Below are 21405 nucleotides of genomic sequence, written 5' to 3'. Positions count from 1 at the left end.
CGGGTCAGTGGAAGTCGCGGCTGCGGATCAGGCGGCCGGTGACCTTCGAGCGCGCGGCGATCGGCGCCTCGTCATCGCGCAGTTCGGACAGGCGATGCGACAGGTCGATGAACCGTTCGGCGACCACATGGACGACGCCGCTCTCGCTCTGGACCTGACCCTCCACGACCAGGAAGGATGAGCCCATCACGGTGCGGCGGTTGGCCTCGAAGGCCTTGCTCCAGACCACGATGTTGGCGATGCCGGTCTCGTCCTCCAGCGTCAGGAAGACGACGCCCTTGGCGGTGCCGGGCCGCTGGCGCACGAGGACCAGCCCGCCCACCGAAAGCCGGCGACGGTCGCGAGCATCCTTCAGCGTCTCGCAGCGTACGGCGCCCATCCTGGCCAAGTCCTCGCGGAAGAAACTCATGGGATGAGCCTTCAGCGAGAGGCTGGTCGTCCGATAGTCCTCGGCGACGTGCTGCGGCTGGCTCATGAACGGCAGCTCGACCTGCGCCTCCTTCAGCTTCTGCCGGCGCAGCAGCGGCGCCGGCGCCGAACTGGCGAAGTCGTCGGTCAGTCCCTTCACGGTCCACAGCGCCTCGCGCCGGGACAGGCCCAGGCTGTGGAATGCGTCGGCTTCGGACAGCAGTTCCAGGGCCCGACGGGTGACGCCGGGCCAGCGGGCGAAGGCCTGGATGGTGTCGGCGCCGGAGGCGCGCGCTTCGACCAATGCGGCGGCCTCGGCCTCCTTCAGCCCCTTGATCTGCCGGAGCCCCAGTCGGACCGGCCGGTGTTTCTCGCGCGGGTCGTCCTTGAGCTCGAGCGTGCAGTCCCAGTCGCTGGCCATCACGTCCGGCGGGCGCACTTCCACGCCGTGCTCCCGAGCGTCCCGAACCAACTGCGCGGGCTGGTAGAAACCCATCGGCTGGCTGTTCAGAAGCGAAACCAGGAAGACGTCCGGGTGGTGACACTTCACCCAGGCCGAGGCGTAGACCAGCAGGGCGAAGCTGATCGCGTGGCTCTCCGGGAAGCCATAGGAGCCGAAACCCTCGATCTGCTTGAAACAGCGATGGGCGAAGTCTGGGTCGTACCCGCGCCGGATCATGCCCTCGACGAACTTCACGCCGTGCTCGCCGATGGTGCCCACGTTGCGGAACGTCGCCATCGATTTGCGCAGCCGGTCGGCCTCGGTTTCCGAGAACTTGGCCGCCGTGATCGCGACGTTCATCGCCTGCTCCTGGAAGAGCGGCACGCCCTTGGTCTTGCCAAGGATCTTGTGCAGTTCGTCGGCAGGCCCGTGCTCGGGCGACGGACTGGGCAGGTCGCTGGGCTCAAGGCCTTCCCGGCGCCGCAGGTAGGGATGGACCATGTCGCCCTGGATGGGGCCGGGCCGGACGATCGCTACCTCGATGACGAGGTCGTAGAACCTGTTGGGCTTCATCCGCGGCAGCATCGACATCTGCGCGCGGCTCTCGACCTGGAAGACCCCCACGGAGTCCGCCCGCGTGAGCATGCGATAGACGTCCTCGTCCTCCTGCGGGATCTCGGCGATGTCGGCGTAGCCCAGGAGATCGAGGCTCTTGCGCAGAGCCGTCAGCATTCCGAGCGCCAGGATATCGACCTTCATCAGCCCCAGGGCGTCGATGTCATCCTTGTCCCATTCGATGAAGGTGCGGTCCGGCATCGCGGCATTGCCGATCGGCACGGTTTCGTCCAGGCGGCGCTTGGTCAGCACATAGCCGCCCACGTGCTGGGAGAGGTGGCGCGGGAAGGCCAGCAGCTCCTGCGCAAGGGTGGTCGCCTGCCGGATCTCGGGCGCATCCGGATCGATGCCGCATTGGCGGATATGGTCGTCGGGAACACCGTCGCCGTAACTGCCCCAGACGGTGCTCGCGAGCGCCGCGGTGACGTCCTCGGTCAGACCCAGCGCCTTGCCGACCTGGCGGATCGCCATGCGCGGCCGGTAGTGGATCACCGTCGCCACGATCGCCGCGCGGTCGCGGGTGTAGCGCCGGTAGATGTACTGCATCACCTCCTCGCGGCGGGAATGCTCGAAATCCACGTCGATGTCGGGCGGCTCGTTGCGGTTCTCGGAGATGAACCGTGAGAACAGCAGGTCCTGATCGTCCTTCGTCGGATCGACGGCGGTGACCCCCAGGCAGAAGCAGACGCAGGAATTGGCCGCCGACCCCCGGCCCTGGCAGAGGATGTTCTGGCTGCGGGCCCATGCCACGATGTCGTGCACGGTCAGGAAGTAGTTGGCGTAGTCGAGCTTCTCGATAAGGGCCAACTCCTTCTCGATCGTCCGGCGTTCGGCCTCGCCCATTCCTTTGGAGAAGCGCCATTCCGCACCCTTCCAGGTGAGGTCGCGCAGGCGCTGGATGGCGGTCTTGCCCGGCGGCACAGGCTCGTCTGGATACTCGTACTGCAGCTCGCTCAGATCGAAGCCGATGCGGTCAGCGATTTCGACGGTGCGCTCGACGGCGTGGGGAAACTTGGCGAACAGCCGGGCCATCTCCTCCGCCGGCTTAAGATGCCGCTCGGCGTTGGCCTGGAGGCGCAGACCCGCCTCCTGGATGGTGCAGTTCTCGCGGATGCAGGTCAGGACGTCCTGCAGCGGCCTGCGTTCCGGCCCGTGATAGAGCACATCGTTGGTGGCCACGATGGGGATGGCGGCGGCCTCGCCGAGGGCGGCCAGGCGTGAAAGGCGATGCAGGTCTCGCGCGCCGTAACGCCTGGCCGCCGCCAGCCACACGTCCGGCAATTCGCCCCGCAGCCGGCGCAGGTCCCCCTCGAACATCTGGTCGAGGCGCTCGGGCGGGACCACCAGGACGAGCTGCCCCTCGGCGTGAGCGAGGAAGTCCTCCCAGTGCAGTTCACACAGCCCCTTCTCCGAGCGGCGCTGACCGGCCGTAAGCAGCCGGGTGAGACGGCCATAGGCCTCCCGATCGGAAGGATAGACCAGCAGGCTGGGCGTCCCGTCGGCGAAATCCAGGCGACACCCCGTGAGGGCCCGGATCCTTGAGCCGCCTTCACGCAGGTCCCGCACCTGCCGCCAGGCCCTCACGACGCCGGCCAGGCTGTTGCGGTCGCAGACCCCGACGGCGTCGAGCCCCAGGGCCTCGGCCCCGGTGACCAGCTCCCACGGATGCGAAGCGCCGCGCAGGAACGAGAAGTTGGTGGTGGCCTGCAGTTCGGCGTAGCGGGTCATCCGAACAGTCCGTGCAGCCACCATTTGGGCGGGGCGTCGGGATCGCCATAGAGGCCGGCGCGGAACAGCCAGAAACGGCCGCCCTCCTGGTCCTCCACGCGGTAGTAGTCCCGGACATGGGCGATGGAGACGTCGCCGATGTCCCGCGTCCACCATTCCTCGCCGATGCGTTCGGGCCCCTCGGCGCGGCGGACCTGATGCATCCGCCCCCGCCAGCGGAATTGCCTGGGCGGCTCGTCCGGGGTGACGGCGAACACCTGATCCAGCGGTTCGGGACGACGGAAGAGGCGCAGGGGTCGTGGGCTCTCCGGATCCCAGGCCGCCGCCTCCCGCCTGCCCTTCTCCAGCACCGGAGCCCGGCGGACCGCCTGCTCGGGCACGTGGCTCTCAACGGGAGCCGCGCGCCAGACGCGGTCGTGGCCCAGCCGGTTGGCCAGCCGGTCGACCAGCGGGATCAGCCCGTCCTCGGGCGCCGGCGCCAGGCTGCCCAGCGCATTGCCCTGCCGCCCAGAGACCGGCTCGACCTCATGGGCCCAGGCCAGGACGGCATCCACCCCGAAGCCCGGATCGACGGCCTCGACCTTGGGCGCGAAGAGCTTGGCGACCCGCGCCGCATCTCGTCCCGGAACGGCCAAGCCGACTTCGATGGGAAGCATCTTGCCGTCCACTCGGCAGAAGCCGACCTCGAAACGGCGGGCGCCCTGGCCATGGGTCTCAAGCTTGGCGCACAGGCGCGTGCAGACATCGGCCGCGACGCGCGCCATGTCTTCGGGCGCGCTGATCGGCTCGAAGAAGGCCAGGCGTGAGACCCACGGCGTCGGCGGGCGGCGGAAGAGCAGCGCCTCGCCCCAGCGCCCCATGGCTTGGTCGAGCCGCATCAGAGTGTGGGCCCCAAACCGGCGGCCGAGCGGCGCACGGGGGATCTCCATCAACTGCCCCACGCGCTTGAAGCCCAGGCGCTGGAGCTGGGCGACAGCCTCGGGCTCGAGCCGGAGCGAGGCCGGCGGCAGCGGCGCCAGCAGGGTCGCTTGACCGCCCGACGGCGCGATCGTTCCGTCCTTGCCAAAGTGAGCGATAGCCCAGGCCGCGCCCGGCGTGTCGGCGATGGCCAGACGGAAAGGCAGGCCGTTGGCCTTCAGGCGAGCCCGGAGGTCGGCCATCAGCTCGGCCTCGCCGCCCCACAAATGCGAGACGCCGGTGATGTCGAGGAACAGGCCGTCCGATCCATCGGCGGCCACGGCGGGCGAGAAGCGGACGCACCAGTCGACGAGCTCGGACAGCGCCCGAGCGTCAGCCTCGGCCTCGGCCTCGGCGGTGATCAGGTGCGGAACCAGCGCCTTGGCGTCGGTCGCCTTCTGGCCGACGGACAGCCCCTGCGCGGCCGCCGCGCCGTTGACGGCGTACAACCGGCGGACGGCGGCGACCGTCTCGATCAGGGCGAAGGGCGCCTCCGGCCCGGCTTGTTCAGGCGGCGCGCCGGACTCGTGGTGTCGCCGGCGCCAGTTCGCGATCGCCCACAGGGGCGACCAGGCGCAGAGGATGCGCGACATCGCCTGCCTCCATTGAATAGGCCTTCTCGGCCTCCAGCATCCAGGCCCCCGTTCGTCCGCCCCGGCAGCGTTCCAGCACGACCTGGAAGCGCGGCGCGCCCAGGTAGAGATCCTCCGCCGGTTCGGACGGCGCGGCCGCGATCCGCCAGCGGGTCGCGGCCGCCGAGCCGGCGGCCTCACGGCGGGCCCCGCCGCCGTAGGGTCGTCGGCGCAGCACGAACCCGGTCGTCCCGCGTCGCTCGCAAGCGAGCTGCAGCCGCCGTCCGGCGGTGAGGTCCACGTCCTCCGTCTCGGCAATCACGCAGGCCACGCCCGCGGTCGCCAGAGCGTCCTCCATGACCGAAAGCACATCGGCGTCGTCCCTTGCGCAGACGCAGATCAGGCGGTCGGCGGGGAAACCCAGGCCGTTAAGACCCGGCGCCCAGAGGTCGTCCCGGCGCATGATCCAGACCGCCTCGCCGCGCCGGGCCAGGGGAGAGGCGACAAGGGCCGTGAAGGCGGCGGGGGCGGCCGACGTTTCGGCCTCCATCCCATGCCCCGTGACCTCATGCCACCGGCCCAGCGGCAGACCGCCGCCGGGCAAGGCCTGATCGATCTCCGGCGCGCCGAACGGCAGGCAGCCCACGTCCGGCCGGCCGCTGGTCTCCAGCGCGGCGATCTTCGCCTGCAGCGCAGCGAGCTGCTTGCCGCGAAAATCGGACATGGGATCGGGACTCCTTTCGTTCCATTTTCGTTCTCATAACCGGCCAGGGGGAGTCAAGGTTGCGAAGCCCCGCATGCACGTCGACCGAACGCTTCGCGCGGGCGAGGAACTGCTGATCTTCGGCGCGCTCTCGGGCGGCTAGAGCGTCATCACGCCGGGACGCGGCGTGGGCGCGCCCAGGCTGTCCTCCGCCAGCGGCGCGCCGGCCTCGAGCAGGGCGGCGCGGCGGCCGGCGGGATTGCTGCGGACCTGCGCCTGCTCGAACGGCTCCAGCGCCGCGAACGCCCGATGGGCAAAGGCCCGGGCGACGAAGGCGGCCGTCCTTGGCCAGCGGCCCGCGTCGGGCTCGAAGCCGGCGTAGGCGGCGTTGCGGAAGAAGCTGGCCACGGCGATGTCGGCCAGGCCGATGTCGCCGAACAGGAAGCCGTCGGCCGGAAGCTGGCTCTCGAGATAGTCCAGCGCGGCGGGGATGTCGGAGGTCAGGCTCTTTTCGATGCGGGCCGTGTCGCCCGGCTGCTTCCAGACGATCGGGTGCACGACCTTCTGGTAGAACAGACCCCAGATGAACACGTCGCCCAGGCGGGTGTCGGCGAACTCCTCCAGCCAGCGGGCGCGGGCGCGGTCCTTCACGTCGGCCGGCAGCAGCGGCCGATCCGGATAGGCGTCGTCGACGTAGGCGCAGATCACCGAGGAGTCGCAGAGCGTCAGGTCGCCGTCGATCAGGACCGGAATCCGACGAAGCGGGCTGACCTGCTCGAAGCGGTCATCGCCGTAGAAGGGCGTGATCGGGTCGATCTCATAGGCCAGGCCCTTCAGCTCCAGGCAGGCCAGCACCTTGCGGACGTACGGCGAGACGTACGAGCCGATGATCTTCATGAGCGTCCTCCCAACGACCCGGCTCCAAGGGTAGGAGCCGGGCCGGGGCGGACAAGGTCCAGTTAGAAGCGCAGGGCCCGCGCTTCCTTCACGTGCGGCAGGGCCTGGATCTTGGCCAGCAGCGCTTCGTCGGGCGCCTCGTCCACGCCCACCAGGGCGATGGCGTCCTCGCCGGCGTCCACGCGGCCCAGGTTGAAGGTCGCAATGTTGACGCCCGCGTCGCCCAGCAGGGCGCCCAGCGCGCCGATGAAGCCCGGCTTGTCGAGGTTGTTTACGTACAGCATGCGGTTCGCGAACGGGGCGTCGAGGTCCATGCCCTTGACCTCGATGATCCGCGGCGCGCCGGCGAGCACGGAGCCGGCGAACGAACGCTTGCCCTTCTCGGTCGTCACGGTAATGCGGATGAGGCTCTCGTAGATCGGCGACTGCTCCTGCCGGCTCTCCGAGACGGTGATGCCACGTTCCTTCGCCACCGCCGGCGCCGAGACCATGTTGATCTCGGCCAGCATCGGCCGCAGCACGCCGGCCAGGGCCGCGGCGCTGAGCGGCTTGGTGTTCAGCTTGGCCACCTCGCCCTCGAAGGCGATGTCCACGGCCTTGACCCCGAAGTCGACCATCTGGCCGGCGAAGGCGCCCAGCTTCTCGGCCAGAGCCACGAAGGGCTTCAGGCGCGGCGCTTCCTCGGCGGTGACCGAGGGGCTGTTCAGGGCGTTGGTCACCGCGCCGGTGAGCAGGTAGTCGCTCATCTGCTCGGCCACCTGCAGGGCCACGTTCTCCTGCGCCTCATTCGTCGAAGCGCCGAGGTGCGGCGTGGCGATGAAGTTCTCGGCGCCGAAGAGGACGTTTTCCTTGGCCGGCTCTTCGACGAAGACGTCGAAGGCGGCGCCGCCCACATGCCCCTCGTCCAGCAGCTTGCGCAGCGCGGCTTCGTCGACCAGCCCGCCCCGGGCGCAGTTGACGATCAGGACGCCCTTCTTCGTCTTGGCCAGGTTCTCGGCCGACAGGATGTTGCGGGTCTTGTCGGTGAGCGGCGTGTGCAGGGTGATGATGTCGGCGCGGGCGAGCAGGTCCTCCAGCTCGACCTTCTCGACGCCCAGTTCGACGGCGCGCTCCTCGGAAAGGAACGGGTCGTAGGCCACGACCTTCATCTTCAGGCCGTTCGCGCGGTCGGCGACGATGCCGCCGATGTTGCCGGCGCCGATCAGGCCCAGGGTCTTGGCGTAGAGCTCGACGCCCATGAACCGGTTCTTCTCCCACTTGCCGGCCTGGGTGGAGACGTCGGCGGCGGGGAGCTGGCGGGCGAGCGCGAACATCATGGCGATGGCGTGCTCGGCGGTGGTGATCGAGTTACCGAAGGGCGTGTTCATGACGACCACGCCGGCGGCGGTGGCCGCGGGAATGTCGACGTTGTCGACGCCGATGCCGGCGCGGCCCACGACCTTCAGGTTCCTGGCGGCGGCGATGACGGCCTTGTCGACCTTGGTGGCCGAGCGGATGGCGATGCCGTCGTAGTCGGCGACGATCTTCAGGAGCTCGTCCTTGGACAGGCCGGTCTTCACGTCGGCGTCGACGCCGCGCTGCTTGAAGATGTCGACGGCGGCGGGGCTCAGTTTGTCTGCGATGAGAACGCGGGGCATGGGAAGTGTCCGATGATGCGCCGCCGGGCGTCTACGCGCCCGGCGGTCGATGTCAGGAAGCGCGGCGGCTCAGGCCGCGGCGAGTTCGGAGGCGACGGTGGCGAAGGCCCAGTCGAGCCAGGGCGTCAGCGCGTCGAGGTCGCTGGTGTCGACGGTGGCGCCGCACCAGATCCGCAGGCCCGGAGGCGCATCGCGGTAGCCGCCGACGTCGAGCGCCACGCCTTCCTTTTCCAGGGCCGAGGCCAGCTTCTTGGCGAAGTCGGCCTGGGCGTCGGCGGGGAGGCTCGTGACGCGGGGATCGACGACCTTCAGGCACACCGAGGTGTTCGACCGGATCGAGGCGTCCTCGGCCAGGAAGTCGACCCAGTCCGTCCGGGCGACCCAGTCGGCGAGGATGGCGAGGTTGGCGTCCGCCCGGCGCTTCATCTCGGCGAGGCCGCCGATGCCGGCCGCCCACTTCAGCGCATCGACGGCGTCCTCGACGGCCAGCATCGAGGGCGTGTTGATGGTCGCGCCTTCGAACAGGTCAAGCGTGACCTTGCCGTTCTTGGTCATGCGGAAGAGCTTCGGCATCGGCCAGGCCGGCGTGTAGCTCTCCAGCCGCGCCACGGCGCGGGGCGACAGGATCAGGACGCCATGAGCGGCTTCGCCGCCGAGGGCCTTCTGCCAGGAGAAGGTGACCACATCGAGCTTCGGCCAGTCCAGCGTCTGGGCGAAGGCGGCCGAGGTGGCGTCGCAGATCGTCAGGCCCTCGCGGTCGGCGGCGATGAAGTCGGCGTTCGGCACGCGCACGCCCGAGGTGGTGCCGTTCCAGGTGAACACGAGGTCGGCGTCGGGCCGGACCTTCGTCAGGTCAGGGAGCTGGCCGTAGGGCGCATCCAGCACTTCCGCCGGCAGCTTGAGCTGCTTCACGACGTCGGTGACCCAGTCCTTGCCGAAGCTTTCGAAGGCCAGCAGCTGGACGGGGCGCGGGCCCAGCAGCGACCACAGGGCCATCTCGACGGCGCCGGTGTCCGAGCCCGGCACGATGCCGATCAGATAGTCGTCGGGGACCTCCAGCACCTCGCGGGTGCGGTCGATCGCCTCCTTCAGGCGCGACTTCCCGATCTTGGAACGGTGCGACCGGCCCAGGACGGCGTTGCTGAGGTTTTCGGGGGCCCAGCCGGGGCGCTTGGCGCACGGGCCGGAAGAGAACTCGGGACGAGCCGGGCGCATGGCCGGCTTGGCCCCGGTGTGGGGAGGCGTAGTCACCTGCGATGTCTCCTATCCTTGCAGATAGGCAGCGCCCCGTTGGGAGGGCGTGGCCCGCCGTCCAAAAGCCCGCGTTCCTGCTGCAGTGCAAGAGAAACTTTTCTGATGCCGCTGTGAGCGACGCTCGGCCGCGGGCGGCCGGCCCCCCTTGGCGCGTCGGGCGGCGCATGGTCCAAGCGCGCCCATGTCCACGTCCCGCGCCTCCGACTGGCTGGTGCTCGCCTTCCTGGTGATCTGCTGGGGCTCGGCCTTCGCCGCGCTCCGGATCTCCACCGAGCACGTGGGGCCGTTCTGGAACACCGCGGGACGGCTGCTGGTGGCCGCGCCGGTGCTGGCCCTGGTGGTCGTCGGCCGGCGCGAGCGACCGCCGCGCCTGAGCGATCGCGCCTGGCTGATCTATGCCGTCATCGGCGTCGTGGGCCTGGCCGCGCCCTTCGCGCTGTTCGCCTTCTCGGCCCAGCGCCTGCCCAGCGCCGTGAACGCCATCTGCAACGGAGCCTCGCCGATTTTCACGGCGATCCTCGCCCACCTCTTCCTCTCGGGCGAGCGGCTCAGCGCGCGGAAGGGCCTTGGCGTGCTGGTCGGCTTCCTGGGCCTGGCCACCCTGGTCGCGCCGCGGCTGCAGGCGGGCGCTGTCGTGGAGGCCGAGGCGCTGGCGGCGGCCCTGTTCGGCGCTTTCCTCTATGCCGTGGCCAACGTGCTGACGAAGCGCGCGCCGGCGCTCTCCTCGTCGGTCGGCGCCTTGATGATGTGCCTGACGGCCGGCGCGGCCGGCGCGTCTGTCGCGTTCGCCGCTGAGCCGTTTCCCCCGATGCCGCCCTGGCCAGCGCTGCTGGCGGTGGTGGCGCTCGGCGTGTTCCCGACGGCCCTGGCCAGCGTCGGCTTCGTCTATCTCGTGCGTCGCCGCGGGCCGGTGTTCATGTCGATGGCGGTCTACCTTGCGCCGCTCTGGGCGACCCTCGTCGGCGTCGCGATCCTCGGCGAGCGGCCGGGCTGGCCCGCGTTCGCGGCGCTCGCCCTGATCCTGGGCGGCGTTGCGCTCACCACCTATGCGCCGGGGGCCAAGGCGGCGGCCAAGGCGGCGGACAGCGGCTAGGCGCGCGCGCGGCGGCGCCAGGCGACGGCGGTGCCGGCCACCACGCAGATGATCAGCGCCATGAAGTTCGCATTGTTGACGATGGCGTGCAGGTCGTCGTGCGGCCGCTCGGTGACGAGGTAGTAGGAGCGCAGCGCGAACTGAGCCGCGTAGATCAGCATGGCCGCGCCCAGCCAGACCCTGCCCCATTGCATGGTCATCAGCAGGAAGGCCACCGCGCTGGCGGCGTCGAGCACCATGTTGAAGAGATAGCCGGGGCCATCGTCCAGCAGCCCGCCGACGAAAAGCGTCAGCGCAGCGTTCAGCAGGATGATGAGCGCACCCACCCGCTCGGGAAGGTCACCCTTCCAGACGCCGAACGCGCAGCCCGCGAGGACCAGGATCAGCAGAAGTTGAACGACGGGTGATGTCGGCATGATGAAAGCGCCCTAAACCCAATTAGAGCGCCTTCACCAGTTAAAGTATTGCAACTCTTAGATCGCGAAGTTCCGCGATCGGAGCTGTCGGTCAGACCGCCTGCCGCATGGTGACGGGCTCGGCGACGTCGATCGACTTGTCTTCAAGACCCATCTTGGCGCGGATGCCGAGGCGCAGCTTGGCCTCGTTCAGCTCGTGGTGCACGCCCACCATGGCGGTGCGCGCTTCGCTGAGGGCCTTCATGGCGTCCATCAGCTTCACCTGAACGTCGTCGGCGAAAACCAGCGAGGCGTTCACGTCCTTCCGGGCCGCGATCATGGCGCTCATCAGCTCGGCCGCCTCCGCAAGCGCGCCATCGACGGCATGCTCGGTCGAGATCAGCTTCTTGGCGACGCGCTGGGCGACGAAAACCTTCTCCATGGGAACACCCTCCAGTTACCCGATGCTCGTTAAGGTAAAGGAATGGTGAAGCTTAACGCAAACGATTCATGGGTTGTTAACCATGAATTTCGCAGTCGGCGGTTGTAGCGTGGCCGCAAGAACACAGTTCCCCGCCTCGGAAAGGGGTTCGCCTCCCGGGCGAGTGCGGAAGCGAAGCGTTAGGACTATCGGCCTATCACTCGGGACATGTTCGCGCCCAAGGCCCGCACATCACCCGCCCACGCCAGCGCCGCTTCCCCGGCGATGGCCGCCGGGACGCCGCGCACGTCGCGGCCGTCGGCGACCTTCCACGCGCGTGTCGCGCGCGTGGGCGTCATCACCACGGTGGTGGTGCTGCTGGCGGCCTGCCTGACCTTCATGCTGCAGCAATGGGCGGTGGCCCGCGCGCAGTCGCATCAGGTGCACATGGGCCTGGCCGGCATCGCCGCGGAGATGGCCGCGCCCGTGATGGACGACCGGCCGTTCAGCGGCGCGAGCCTGGCGGCGGTTAAGGCCAGCTCCGCCGTCGTCTCCGCACGCCTCGTCGATCCGTCGGGCCGCGAGCTGGCCCGCTACGATCGGCCCGGAGCGGCCGGGCGGGAGGTCGAGACCTTCCAGATGCCCATCGTGTCGGGATCCGACACCCTGGGGCAGCTGACGATGGTGGTCGAGCGGCCGCGGCTGCAGCCGATGCTACCGAAATTCGTCGCCCTGACCGCGGTGCTGCTGTTCGGCGGCGTGGGCGTCGCCCTGTTCCTGTCGCGCAGCCTCGCCCACCGGGTGATCCAGCCCGTCGAGGCCCTGTCCGACGCAATGCATGAGGTCGCCGCCGGCGGCAGCTTCGCGCCTGTGAAGGTGGAGGCCGGCGACGAGCTGTTCGACAGCCTCACCGACAGCTTCAACCACCTGCTGGCGAAGCTCGGCGAGCGCGAGGACGAGCTGAAGCGGGCCATGCGCGAACTGGAGGGCGCGCGGGACGCCGCCAACGCCGCGAACGTCCTGAAGACCCAGTTCCTGGCCAATATGAGCCACGAGATCCGCACGCCGCTGAACGGCGTGCTGGCCATGGCCGAGGTGATGGCCATGGGCGAGCTCGCCCCCGTGCAACGCGATCGCCTGGACGTGATCCGCCGTTCGGGCGGCCTGCTGCTGGCGGTGCTGAACGATGTGCTGGACCTCTCGAAGATCGAGGCCGGCAAGCTGACCCTGATCGACGAGGACTTCGAACTCGAGCCGGAACTGGCGCAGGCGCGGGAGAACTTCCGCGTCGTCGCCGAAGGCAAGGGACTGGCCTACTCGGTCGACGTGGACGAGGCGGCCCGCGGCTGGTGGCGCGGCGACGCCGACCGCCTGCGCCAGATCATCGGCAACCTGCTGTCCAACGCGGTCAAGTTCACCAGCCAGGGCGAGGTGCGCGCGCTCGTCCAGGCGACAGAGGCCGGTGGGCTGCGCATCGTCGTCAGCGACACCGGCGTGGGTATCGCGCCCGAGAAGCTGCCCAGCCTCTTCGAGAAGTTCACCCAGGCCGACAACTCGGCCACTCGCCGGTTCGGCGGCACGGGCCTGGGCCTCGCCATCTGCCGCGAGCTGACACAGATGATGGGCGGCTCGATCGACGTGCAGAGCCGCGAAGGGCACGGCTCGACCTTCACCGTCGAACTCCCGCTGCGGCGGGGCGAGCCGGCGACGCCCGAGGCCGCGGGCGCGGCGCCCGCCCATGAGGACGGCGACCTGCGGCTGCTGGCGGCGGAGGACAACCCGACCAACCAGCAGGTTCTGGCGGCGGTGCTGGGTTCGCTCGGGATCGACGTGCACATCGTGCCCGACGGCAAGGAAGCCGTGGAAGCCTGGCGCACCGGCGCCTACGACCTGATCCTGATGGACATCCAGATGCCCGTCATGGACGGCATCACGGCCGCCAAGACGATCCGCAGCCTCGAGGCCAAGGAAAAGCGCCGCCGCACGCCCATCGTGGCGCTGACGGCCAATGCCCTCACCCACCAGGTTGAGGAATACCTGGCGGTCGGGATGGACGCCCATGTGGCCAAGCCGATCGAGATCGCCAAGCTGTACGACGCCATCTCGGGCGCGCTGAACGACGCGGCGGCGTCGCAGCCCTCGGGGCGGCGTTCGGCTGCCGCCTAGACCTGCCCGCCTGCGCGGCGCCACGGCCTATACCTTATGCAACACGCGCCCGAGCGCCTGGTGTCGGCGGACAGTCGCACCTCGGTAAGCGTCCGGTAACGCTTGAGGGTCTGATCATCGGATCGGGTCGGGGGACCCATAGTTCCAGGGGTATTCATGCGTCGTCTTCTGGGCCTGCTGGCCGGCGCGTTCATCGCCGCGATCGCGCCCGTCGGGGCCAATGCCCAGCCGGAGGGCGTCACCGCCGCTCGCCTGGCCAAGGCGATCGAGGGTCGCGCGCTGTCGACCAGCTTCGAGGAGCTTCGCCGCTTCGGCGACGGCGCGGCGGCGCGGCGCGACCGTGAGGGCCTGCGCCGGCTGAACTATGTGGCGACCGTCTATCGCAACCAGCTCGAGCTGGAGCTGTTCGAGCGTTACAACGACCTGCTCGCCGAGAACGCCGCTCGCATTGGCGACAAGCGTTACGAGCGCGTGGCCCGGCTGAACGTGTTGGCCCGGCGGATCGATCAGGGCGATGGCGTTGCGGTCACCGAACTCGAAGCCCGGCTGCGGGACGAGAAGGACTGGTTCACCCGCATCCATGCCCAGGCGATCTGGACGCGGGTGCTGCGCGACCGCCAGGAGACCGGCCAGGCCCTGAAGCGCCTGTACGAGGCCGAGGACCTGATCGACTGGAACGACCCCGACGCCCGCTTCGCCGCCGCCACCATCTGGGAGGCGATCGGCCTGTCGCTGATGAGCCTCAACGACCTGGACGGCAGCGCCCGCGCCTTCAAGAAGGCCCAGTTCGACTATGCCGACCCAGCCTACCCCAAGCCCGACTTCGACGCGGTCTACAACCTAGGCGTCCTGGCCATCCGCCTGGGCGACCAGGAGGCCGCGCAGCAGTTCAAGCAGGTCCACCATGCGCTCTCAGCGCGTCCCGACCTGCCCAGCCTCCACGGCTGGGACGCCTACTTCTGCGGATTGTACGAAGAGTCGTTCGGCGGCCCCCGCGAGGTCCTGAACTGCCTGGCGCCTGTCGGAGAGGATCTGCGCGGCGCGGAATTCCTGGCCCCCCGGCTCCTGCCCATGCGCGCCATCGCCTACGCCCGGACCAAGGAGGTGGGCAAGGCGCGCCGGGACCTGAACAGCTTGATCGCCATCCGGCAGGCCGGTCGGTTCAAGGACACCGCCTTCGTCCGGGTGCCCGAGGTGGAGGCCGAGATCCTGGCCGGGTCGGGGCGCGCCGACGAGGCGTTCGAGAAGCTGCGCGCCTATGAGCGCCAACGCCGGACAGCCCACGCGCAGGACATCTATGGCGGCGTGCGCCAGATCACCGGGACCCTGCAGACCCAGCTTGCCAGCGCCAAGCACGAGGCCATGCTCCGGGAGCGCGCCGTTCGCGCGCAGCGCTGGGTCATGCTTCTGGGCCTGCTGCTGGTGGCCGGCGCCGGCGTCGCGTTTGCGCTGCAGATCAGGACCACGCGGCGTTTGCGGGCGGCACAGGCCCAGGCCGAGGCCGCCAACGCGGCGAAGAGCGCCTTCCTGGCGACCATGAGCCACGAGATCCGCACCCCGCTGAACGGCGTGCTGGGCATGGCCCAGGCGATGGCGAGCGAAAGCCTGACCGGTCGCCAGCAGGAGCGCCTGGGCATCATCCGGCAGTCGGGGGAAAGCCTGCTGGCGATCCTGAACGACATCCTGGACCTCTCGAAGATCGAGGCGGGCCGCCTGGAGCTCGAGATCGTCGATTTCGACCTCAGCGAACTGGCGCGGGGCGCCTATTCCGCCTTCACGGCCATCGCCAACAAGAAGGGCCTGTCCTTTGCTCTGGACACCCGCGCCGCCGCCGGGCGCTACCGGGGCGACCCGAGCCGGATCCGACAGGTGCTCTACAACCTGATCTCCAATGCGCTGAAGTTCACAGAGGCGGGCGAGGTGCGGGTCACGGCCGAGCACAAGTACGGGACGCTGACCCTGACCGTGCAGGACACCGGGCCCGGCATCGCGCCCGACGCCCTGCCGAAGCTGTTCTCCAAGTTCGACCAGCTCGACAGCTCCACCACCCGTCGGTTCGGCGGGACAGGGCTGGGCCTCGCCATCTGCCGCGAGCTGGCGCAGCTGATGGGCGGTCACATGGCCGTGGCGAGCGAACTGGGCGAGGGTTCGCGGTTCACACTGCGGATCCCGCTGGAGCGGCTGGGCGACGAGAGCGCGCCCGCCCCGGCCCCGCCGGCGCATGCGGAGCCGGAGGGGCTGTCGCTGCGGGTCCTGGCCGCCGAGGACAACGCCGTGAACCAGCTCGTGCTGAAGACCCTGCTGCACCAGCTCGGCGTCGATCCGCACATCGTCGAGGACGGCAAGGCCGCCCTGGAGGCCTGGGAGACCGGCGACTGGGACGCGATCCTGATGGACGTGCAGATGCCGGAGATGGACGGGGTGACGGCCACCGCCCGAATCCGCGCCCGCGAGGCCGCCACGGGCCGGCGGCGCACGCCGATCATAGCCCTGACCGCCAACGCCATGTCCCACCAGGTCCAGAGCTACCAGGCCGCCGGCATGGACGGCTTCGTGGCCAAGCCGGTGCAGGTGGCCGATCTCTACGCCGCGCTGCAGGCCGCGCTGGAAAGCGTCGACGCCCAGCCGCACGAAGGCGGCGTGGTCGCGGCCTAGAACGTGGCGAGCAGGTAGGGTCCCACGATCGGGATCGCCATGACCAGGGCGAAGCCGGCGCTGAGCAGGGACAAGGCGGCGGGCAGGATGTTCATGAGGGGCTCCGTCTCTCTTCCGCCCATGTGGGCGCCCCTAAGCGCCGCCGCATCCGTTCATTTCCGCAGAGCTGTTCTGCCGTTTCGGCAGGAATGCGCTCAGGCGGGCGGATCTTCGGGAAGCCGCCGGATGAGCTGCACCATCTGCTTTTCCCGGGCGCGGTCCCAGACCAGCACCCGCCCACAGGCGCCGTCCGCCGCCTGCGCCAGGCGGAGGCCCCGGTAGGTCATCGGCAGACCCGCGTTCCAGTCGGCCGGCAGGCCACAAACCTTGAGCGCACGGAACTGCTCGTAAGAGAGTTGGAGCACCCTGGGCTCTCCCAGCCGGTGGGCGGCCAGGATGGCGTGGTTCACCGCCTGTGTGGCCGCCTGCTCCTCGGTGATCTTCATCCGGCCTCACAACTGCGCGTTCCGTGGCGCCTCGAGGTTTCCCCCGTGCGGGCCGGCCGTCAACTCCCAGGCGCATGGAAGCCCCGACGCGGCCCGCCTGACAGGCCGGTCATCTAGCTGAACCGCACACAACTGCCGGGCTCAGGTTGGGGTCAGGCCGGGGGTGGTTTCCTGCACCCATCGAAGCCGCTCCGGCGGCGCGAAGATGGTTCTGGAGGACCGAAATGAAGAAGACAGTGATCGCTCTCACCGCCCTGGCGTCGGTCGCCGCCGTCGCCGCTCCGGCCGCCGCGCAAAGCTACCGCCACGACGGCTGGCAGAACATCAACGCCCGGCAGGACCGCCTCGAGCGGCGCATCGATCAGGGCGTCCGTCACGGCGATCTGACCCGACGCGAGGCCAACCGGCTGCGCGACGACTTCCGTCAGCTCGCCCGCCTGGAGGCCCGCTATCGGGTGAACGGCCTGTCGAGCTGGGAGCGCGCGGACCTCGATCGCCGGTTCGACCGCCTGGAGGCCCAGGTCCGCTTCGAGCGGCGGGACCACCAGTACAGCCGCCGATAGCCGGCGCGCGGGGCTTGGCAAAGTCCAAGCCCCAACATTCTTCGGAACCTCAGGTCGTCGGATCGGGTTTCTGCGCCCATCAAAAGACTTCCGAAGCCGAGGGACCGCCAGAGCAGAGGATCATGGATATGACTAAGCTGAAGTTCACCACCGCCATCGCCGCCGCCACCCTTGCCGTGACTGGCGTTGCTGCTGGAGCCGCTCAAGCTCAACCCTGGCGTGACTACGAGCGACACGAGGAATACCGCGGCGGCAACCTGACGTCCTCGTACGTCGACAGCCTGGAATGGCGGATCAACAACGCCGCACGGGAAGGCCGCATCCCCTGGGGTCAGGCCCGCCAGCTGCAGCGTGAGCTGCGCGCCGTGCAGCCCCTCGCCTGGCGCGTCGAAACCGGCCAGGCCAGCCGCTACGAATACCAGCGCCTGTCGAGCACGGTGAACCGCATCGAGGCGGCGACCAACAACTACCCGCGCTACAGCTACAACAACCGCTGGCGCTAAGGCCGGCCTCCCGGCCCACCAGTGGAATGTGGGCGACGCCCCCGGAGCGATCCGGGGGCGTTTCGCTATGCGTGCAGCTGCGACGTGAGGACCGTCACCGCGCGCCCGCGGATCAGCACGCGATCGCCGCGAACCTCGCACTGCAGGTCGCCGCCCCGGCCCGGAAAAGCCTGATGGTAGGCCAGGCTGGCGCGCTCCAGCTTGTCGGAGAACAGCGGCGCCAGGATGCAGTACAACGAACCGGTGGCGGGGTCTTCAGGGATGCCGCAGCCGGGGCCGAAGAATCGGCTGACCACCTGATAGGGCTTGGCTGGCCCCGCCATCGCGGCGACGCCGATGTTGCCGGGGCCGCCGCTGGCTTCGGCGCCGACGCTGGCGAGGGCCGGAATGTCGGGGCGGAGCGCCCGCACCGTCGCCTCGTCGTCCAACACCGCCACGAGATAGGTGGAGACCCAGACCTCGCGCGGCCGCACCCCCAAGGCCTCGGCCAGGCCTGCGGGCGGCTCGATCCGCGTCGGCGGCTGGCTGGGAAAGTCCATCTCGTAGCCATCGCCCCGGCGCGCCACGACGAGCCGACCCGAGCGCGTGTCGAAGGCGACGCTTGCGGCGGCGAGCCCGAGTTCCGAATAGAGCACATGGGCGGCGGCCAGGGTGGCGTGGCCGCACAGCGGCACCTCGACCGCCGGCGTGAACCAGCGCAGGTCGAACCTGGCCGGATCGTCCATGCGGCGCAGGAAGGCGGTTTCGGCCTGGTTGTTCTCGGCCGCCAGGGCCTGCATCCAGGCGTCATCGGGCCAGCCCTCGAACGGCTCGACCACGCAGGCGGGATTGCCCCGGAAGGGCTGGGCGGCGAAGGCGTCGACGGTCCACTGGCGCATGACCGGCTCTTGCCGCCAAGCGGCTCGGAGCGGCAAGAGCCAGTTCGAGTGGGCCGGCTTTCCGGGGACAAGCAATGTACGAGATCCGCGGCGGCGACTTCACGCTCAGCGACGACCCGACGCGGTTCGACCTCTTGCGGGCACACGGCTGGATCGCCGGCCAGAGCTACTGGGCCAAGGGCATTCCGCTCGAGACCTTCCGGCGAGCCTGCGCCAACAGCCTGGTCGTCGGCGCCTACGGAGCCTCCGGCGAGCTGGCGGCCATGGCGCGGGTGGTCACCGACCGGGCGACGTTCGGGTGGATCTGCGACGTCTTCGTGGACGAGGCCTGGCGCGGCTACGGCCTGGGCAAGCGGCTGATGGGCTATCTCAAGGGCCACCCCGACCTTCAGGGCTTCCGGCGGCTGCACCTCGCCACCGCCGACGCCCACGGCCTCTATCGCCAGTTCGGCTTCACCGAGCTCACGGGCGTGGACCGCTGGATGGAGATCCGCGATCCGGACGTCTATCGCCGCTAGGCGTCCAACACCTCGATCTCGGGCCAACGCGCCTTGGCCTTGGCGGCGATCCCGGCGAAGCTGCGTTCGCGGCGCTTCGGATTGGGGCGCAGGATGCGGGCGAAGAGATCCTCCAGCCCGAACGGCGCGACGATCTCCATGCGGTCGTCCACGTCCAGCCGCGCACCGACCGCGAACATCGGGCTGACGAAGCGTTCCGCCGCTTCGGCAGACGACGTCAGCGGCGCATAGGGTTCCCCGAACTTGCCCTCGAACCACACATGGACGCGGGCCTGGTTGCGGACCTCGACCATGTCGCGCAGCGGCGGCTGGAAGGCCGCGGCTACCTGCCTGATCACCAGGTCCTCGGCCTCGTACGAGATGTCGGACGCGTCGAAGTAGCCGACGTCATAGTCCTTGATCCCATAGTCGAGATCGCGACCGCCCAGGTGGTTCAGGACCCGCTGGTAGACGGCGCCCGAAAAGACGATGCCGTCCGGCAGGCCGAGAGCCCGGATCGTCCGCATCACCTGCATCAGCGGCGCGGAGCGGCGCAGGATCGCCTCCAGGTCGTCCCGATGCTTCACGCCCGGCCCCGCAGCGGCCAGCCATGATCCAGCGGGCCGTGGCCCTGGCCGAGCCCCGGCGCGCGCAGCATCGCTTCCTGCACATAGGCCCAGGCCCGGGCCACGGCGTCGGTGAGCGGCAGGCCCTGGGCGAGACCGGCGGCGCAGGCCGAGGCCAGGGTGCATCCTGTGCCGTGGGTGTGGCGGGTCTCCAGCCGGTCTGTCTCGAAGGCGGTCTCGCCGGCGCCCGTCATCAGCAGGTCGACGACGCGCTCGCCCGGCACGTGGCCGCCCTTCATCAGCACGGCGCGGGCCCCCAGCGCGAGCAGCGCCTCGCCGGCGCGGCGGAGGTCGTCGGTGGAGGCGACCGCGAGGCCGGTCAGCGCCTCGGCCTCGGGGGCGTTGGGCGTCAGCAGGGCCGCACATGGGACGAGCTGCTCACGCACGGCGGCGACCGCGTCCGCAGCGAGCAGGGCCGCGCCGCCCTTGGCCACCATCACCGGATCGACGACCGCCGGAACCCCCGCCTCGGCGATCAGCCGCGCGACAAGGCCGACCGTGGCGGCGTCGCCCAGCATCCCTGTCTTGACGGTGTCGGCGCCGATGTCGTCCAGCACGGCCCGCGCCTGCGCCTCGACGACGTCGAGGGGAACCGGATGCACGCCGCTGACGCCCAGGGTGTTCTGGACCGTTACCGCGGTGATCGCGGTGGCCGCGTAGCCGCCGAGCGCCGTGACGGTCTTGATGTCGGCCTGGATCCCGGCGCCGCCCCCGGAGTCGGACCCGGCGATGATGAGGACTCGGCCGCGGACTGTCATGGATCAAAGCCGATAGCCCGCAGCGCGGCAGAATGCATCGCCATTTCGGCGGCCAGGAGATTTTCGATGGGGACCAACTGTGAAAGCTGCGGCATGCCGGTCGAGGGGGCCCGCTACTGCGGCCATTGCATGGACGCCAGGGGCGCGTTGCAGGACTTCGACACCCGGCTGGAGCGGATGACCGGCTATCGCATGGGCGCGTTCGGGGAGACCCGCGAGGCCGCCCGACGCGCCGCCCTGGCCGACATGGCGCTCATGCCGGCATGGCGCGAGCATCCGCAGGTGCGGCAGGCGTCGAGTTAAGTCCCGGCGGCGGCGATCGCCTGCCATACCCTGAGCGCCTGGACCGTCTCGCGGACGTCGTGGACGCGGACGGCGGCGACGCCCGCCGCCGCGCCGGCGAGCGCCGCGGCGATCGAGCCGCCCAGGCGGGCGTCGGGCGGCGCGCCCTCGTCCAGGGCGCCGATAAAGCTCTTGCGGCTGGCCCCAAGAAGCACCGGGAAGCCCAGGTCGACGATGCGGGACAGGCCGGCCAGCAGCGGCAGGTTGTGGCGGATCATGTGCTTGCCGAAGCCGATGCCGGGATCGAGCCATATCCGCTCGCGGGCGACTCCCGCGGCGATGGCCGCCTGGGCGCGGGCGGCCAGGAAATCGGCGACCTCGGCCACCACGTCGCCATAGCGCGGCTCCTGCTGCATGCTCCCGGGCTCGCCCTGCATGTGCATCAGCACGACCTCGCAGCCGAGCTCGGCGGCGGCCTCGAGAGCGCCGGGGGCGCGGAGCGCGGCCACGTCGTTCCAGATGGCGGCTCCGGCCGCGACGGCGGCGCGAGCCACCTCCGGCTTCATGGTGTCGATCGAGATGGGGACGGGGTTTCCAGCGCGGATCGCCTGGATCAGCGGGACGACGCGGGCGATCTCTGCCTCGGCCGGAACCGGGGCTGCGCCGGGCCGCGTGGACTCGCCGCCCACGTCCAGGATGTCGGCGCCGGCCGCGACCATCGCCCGGGCGCGGGCGAGGCCGGCCTCCACGCCGGCCAGAGCGCCGCCGTCGGAAAAGCTGTCGGGCGTCATGTTGAGGACGCCCATCACGCGGACGGCTGGCTTGGCGGGATCGGAAGACATCGGGCGCCGTTGATAGCAGCATTGGGGG

At 70.0% G+C, this 21405-nt stretch carries 20 protein-coding genes; 7 read left to right on the top strand and 13 right to left on the bottom strand.

Features of this window, described 5'->3' with window-relative positions; genetic code table 11:
* Positions 1 to 4: 4 nt before the first annotated feature.
* The 6 genes from ACO2Q0_RS09725 to ACO2Q0_RS09700 all read right to left on the bottom strand — a co-directional run bounded on the left by ACO2Q0_RS09725 (position 5) and on the right by ACO2Q0_RS09700 (position 9174).
* Positions 5 to 3217, bottom strand: a complete 3213-nt coding sequence (locus ACO2Q0_RS09725; RefSeq protein ID WP_423351292.1) for an error-prone DNA polymerase — start codon at positions 3215 to 3217, stop codon at positions 5 to 7.
* Positions 3190 to 4743 (bottom strand): DUF6504 family protein, encoded by a 1554-nt coding sequence (locus ACO2Q0_RS09720; protein ID WP_423351291.1) that lies wholly within the window; start codon positions 4741 to 4743, stop codon positions 3190 to 3192. The genes ACO2Q0_RS09725 and ACO2Q0_RS09720 overlap by 28 nt, the downstream gene beginning before the upstream one ends.
* A complete protein-coding gene (locus ACO2Q0_RS09715; RefSeq protein WP_423351290.1) occupies positions 4658 to 5446 on the bottom strand; it encodes an ImuA family protein in 789 nt (262 codons plus the stop codon). Before ACO2Q0_RS09715 ends, ACO2Q0_RS09720 begins: the two co-directional genes overlap by 86 nt.
* 138 nt (positions 5447 to 5584) lie before the next feature.
* Positions 5585 to 6322: a glutathione S-transferase family protein gene (locus ACO2Q0_RS09710; protein WP_423351289.1), complete on the bottom strand. Its 738-nt coding sequence runs from the start codon at positions 6320 to 6322 to the stop codon at positions 5585 to 5587.
* Between the two features lie 62 nt (positions 6323 to 6384).
* A complete protein-coding gene (serA, locus tag ACO2Q0_RS09705; RefSeq protein ID WP_423351288.1) occupies positions 6385 to 7959 on the bottom strand; it encodes a phosphoglycerate dehydrogenase in 1575 nt (524 codons plus the stop codon).
* A gap of 69 nt (positions 7960 to 8028) precedes the next feature.
* Positions 8029 to 9174, bottom strand: coding sequence for a phosphoserine transaminase (locus ACO2Q0_RS09700; RefSeq protein WP_423351595.1), 1146 nt, complete (start codon positions 9172 to 9174; stop codon positions 8029 to 8031).
* Between the two features lie 220 nt (positions 9175 to 9394).
* Here ACO2Q0_RS09700 and ACO2Q0_RS09695 point away from each other — a divergent pair, with 220 nt between their 5' ends.
* Positions 9395 to 10306, top strand: coding sequence for a DMT family transporter (locus ACO2Q0_RS09695; protein ID WP_423351287.1), 912 nt, complete (start codon positions 9395 to 9397; stop codon positions 10304 to 10306).
* Here the strand turns inward: ACO2Q0_RS09695 and ACO2Q0_RS09690 are convergent.
* Complete coding sequence (locus ACO2Q0_RS09690) at positions 10303 to 10722, bottom strand: hypothetical protein (RefSeq protein ID WP_423351286.1); 420 nt, start codon at positions 10720 to 10722, stop codon at positions 10303 to 10305. The two genes, ACO2Q0_RS09695 and ACO2Q0_RS09690, sit on opposite strands and share 4 nt — an antisense overlap.
* Before the next feature lie 91 nt (positions 10723 to 10813).
* Positions 10814 to 11143 (bottom strand): hypothetical protein, encoded by a 330-nt coding sequence (locus ACO2Q0_RS09685; RefSeq protein WP_423351285.1) that lies wholly within the window; start codon positions 11141 to 11143, stop codon positions 10814 to 10816.
* Between the two features lie 207 nt (positions 11144 to 11350).
* Here ACO2Q0_RS09685 and ACO2Q0_RS09680 point away from each other — a divergent pair, with 207 nt between their 5' ends.
* Both ACO2Q0_RS09680 and ACO2Q0_RS09675 read left to right on the top strand, forming a co-directional pair.
* Positions 11351 to 13288, top strand: coding sequence for an ATP-binding protein (locus ACO2Q0_RS09680; protein WP_423351284.1), 1938 nt, complete (start codon positions 11351 to 11353; stop codon positions 13286 to 13288).
* 156 nt (positions 13289 to 13444) lie between these two features.
* Complete coding sequence (locus tag ACO2Q0_RS09675; protein ID WP_423351283.1) at positions 13445 to 15943, top strand: ATP-binding protein; 2499 nt, start codon at positions 13445 to 13447, stop codon at positions 15941 to 15943.
* 194 nt (positions 15944 to 16137) lie between these two features.
* Here the strand turns inward: ACO2Q0_RS09675 and ACO2Q0_RS09670 are convergent, their stop codons facing one another.
* A complete protein-coding gene (locus ACO2Q0_RS09670; RefSeq protein WP_423351282.1) occupies positions 16138 to 16428 on the bottom strand; it encodes a hypothetical protein in 291 nt (96 codons plus the stop codon).
* 224 nt (positions 16429 to 16652) lie between these two features.
* Between ACO2Q0_RS09670 and ACO2Q0_RS09665 the strand changes: the two genes are divergently transcribed.
* Together ACO2Q0_RS09665 and ACO2Q0_RS09660 are read left to right on the top strand one after the other, a co-directional pair.
* Positions 16653 to 16991, top strand: a complete 339-nt coding sequence (locus tag ACO2Q0_RS09665; RefSeq protein WP_423351281.1) for a hypothetical protein — start codon at positions 16653 to 16655, stop codon at positions 16989 to 16991.
* A 128-nt stretch (positions 16992 to 17119) separates the two neighbouring features.
* A complete protein-coding gene (locus ACO2Q0_RS09660; RefSeq protein WP_423351280.1) occupies positions 17120 to 17494 on the top strand; it encodes a hypothetical protein in 375 nt (124 codons plus the stop codon).
* Positions 17495 to 17559: 65 nt separating this feature from the next.
* Here ACO2Q0_RS09660 and ACO2Q0_RS09655 read toward each other — a convergent pair whose 3' ends face one another.
* Entirely contained in the window at positions 17560 to 18372 is an 813-nt protein-coding gene (locus tag ACO2Q0_RS09655; RefSeq protein WP_423351279.1) for a PhzF family phenazine biosynthesis protein, read from the bottom strand.
* A gap of 74 nt (positions 18373 to 18446) precedes the next feature.
* Here ACO2Q0_RS09655 and ACO2Q0_RS09650 point away from each other — a divergent pair, with 74 nt between their 5' ends.
* Positions 18447 to 18890: a GNAT family N-acetyltransferase gene (locus ACO2Q0_RS09650; protein ID WP_423351278.1), complete on the top strand. Its 444-nt coding sequence runs from the start codon at positions 18447 to 18449 to the stop codon at positions 18888 to 18890.
* On the opposite strand, the gene ACO2Q0_RS09645 is transcribed toward ACO2Q0_RS09650, so the two are convergent.
* Together ACO2Q0_RS09645 and thiD are read right to left on the bottom strand one after the other, a co-directional pair.
* On the bottom strand, positions 18887 to 19405 hold the full coding sequence (locus tag ACO2Q0_RS09645; protein WP_423351594.1) for a nucleotidyltransferase family protein: 519 nt from the start codon (positions 19403 to 19405) through the stop codon (positions 18887 to 18889). The genes ACO2Q0_RS09650 and ACO2Q0_RS09645 overlap by 4 nt on opposite strands.
* A 47-nt stretch (positions 19406 to 19452) precedes the next feature.
* Positions 19453 to 20253, bottom strand: a complete 801-nt coding sequence (gene thiD, locus ACO2Q0_RS09640) for a bifunctional hydroxymethylpyrimidine kinase/phosphomethylpyrimidine kinase (protein WP_423351277.1) — start codon at positions 20251 to 20253, stop codon at positions 19453 to 19455.
* Between the two features lie 66 nt (positions 20254 to 20319).
* On the opposite strand from thiD, the gene ACO2Q0_RS09635 reads away from it, so the two are divergent.
* A complete protein-coding gene (locus ACO2Q0_RS09635; RefSeq protein ID WP_423351276.1) occupies positions 20320 to 20556 on the top strand; it encodes a hypothetical protein in 237 nt (78 codons plus the stop codon).
* On the opposite strand, the gene folP is transcribed toward ACO2Q0_RS09635, so the two are convergent.
* A complete protein-coding gene (folP, locus tag ACO2Q0_RS09630; RefSeq protein WP_423351275.1) occupies positions 20553 to 21377 on the bottom strand; it encodes a dihydropteroate synthase in 825 nt (274 codons plus the stop codon). The genes ACO2Q0_RS09635 and folP overlap by 4 nt on opposite strands.
* Positions 21378 to 21405: the final 28 nt, after the last annotated feature.

Origin of the sequence: Phenylobacterium sp. VNQ135, from assembly GCF_049445735.1 — a bacterium.
GTDB lineage: Bacteria > Pseudomonadota > Alphaproteobacteria > Caulobacterales > Caulobacteraceae > Phenylobacterium.
Note: the sequence above shows the minus strand (reverse complement) of the source record. Positions and strands in the feature narration are given on the sequence as shown.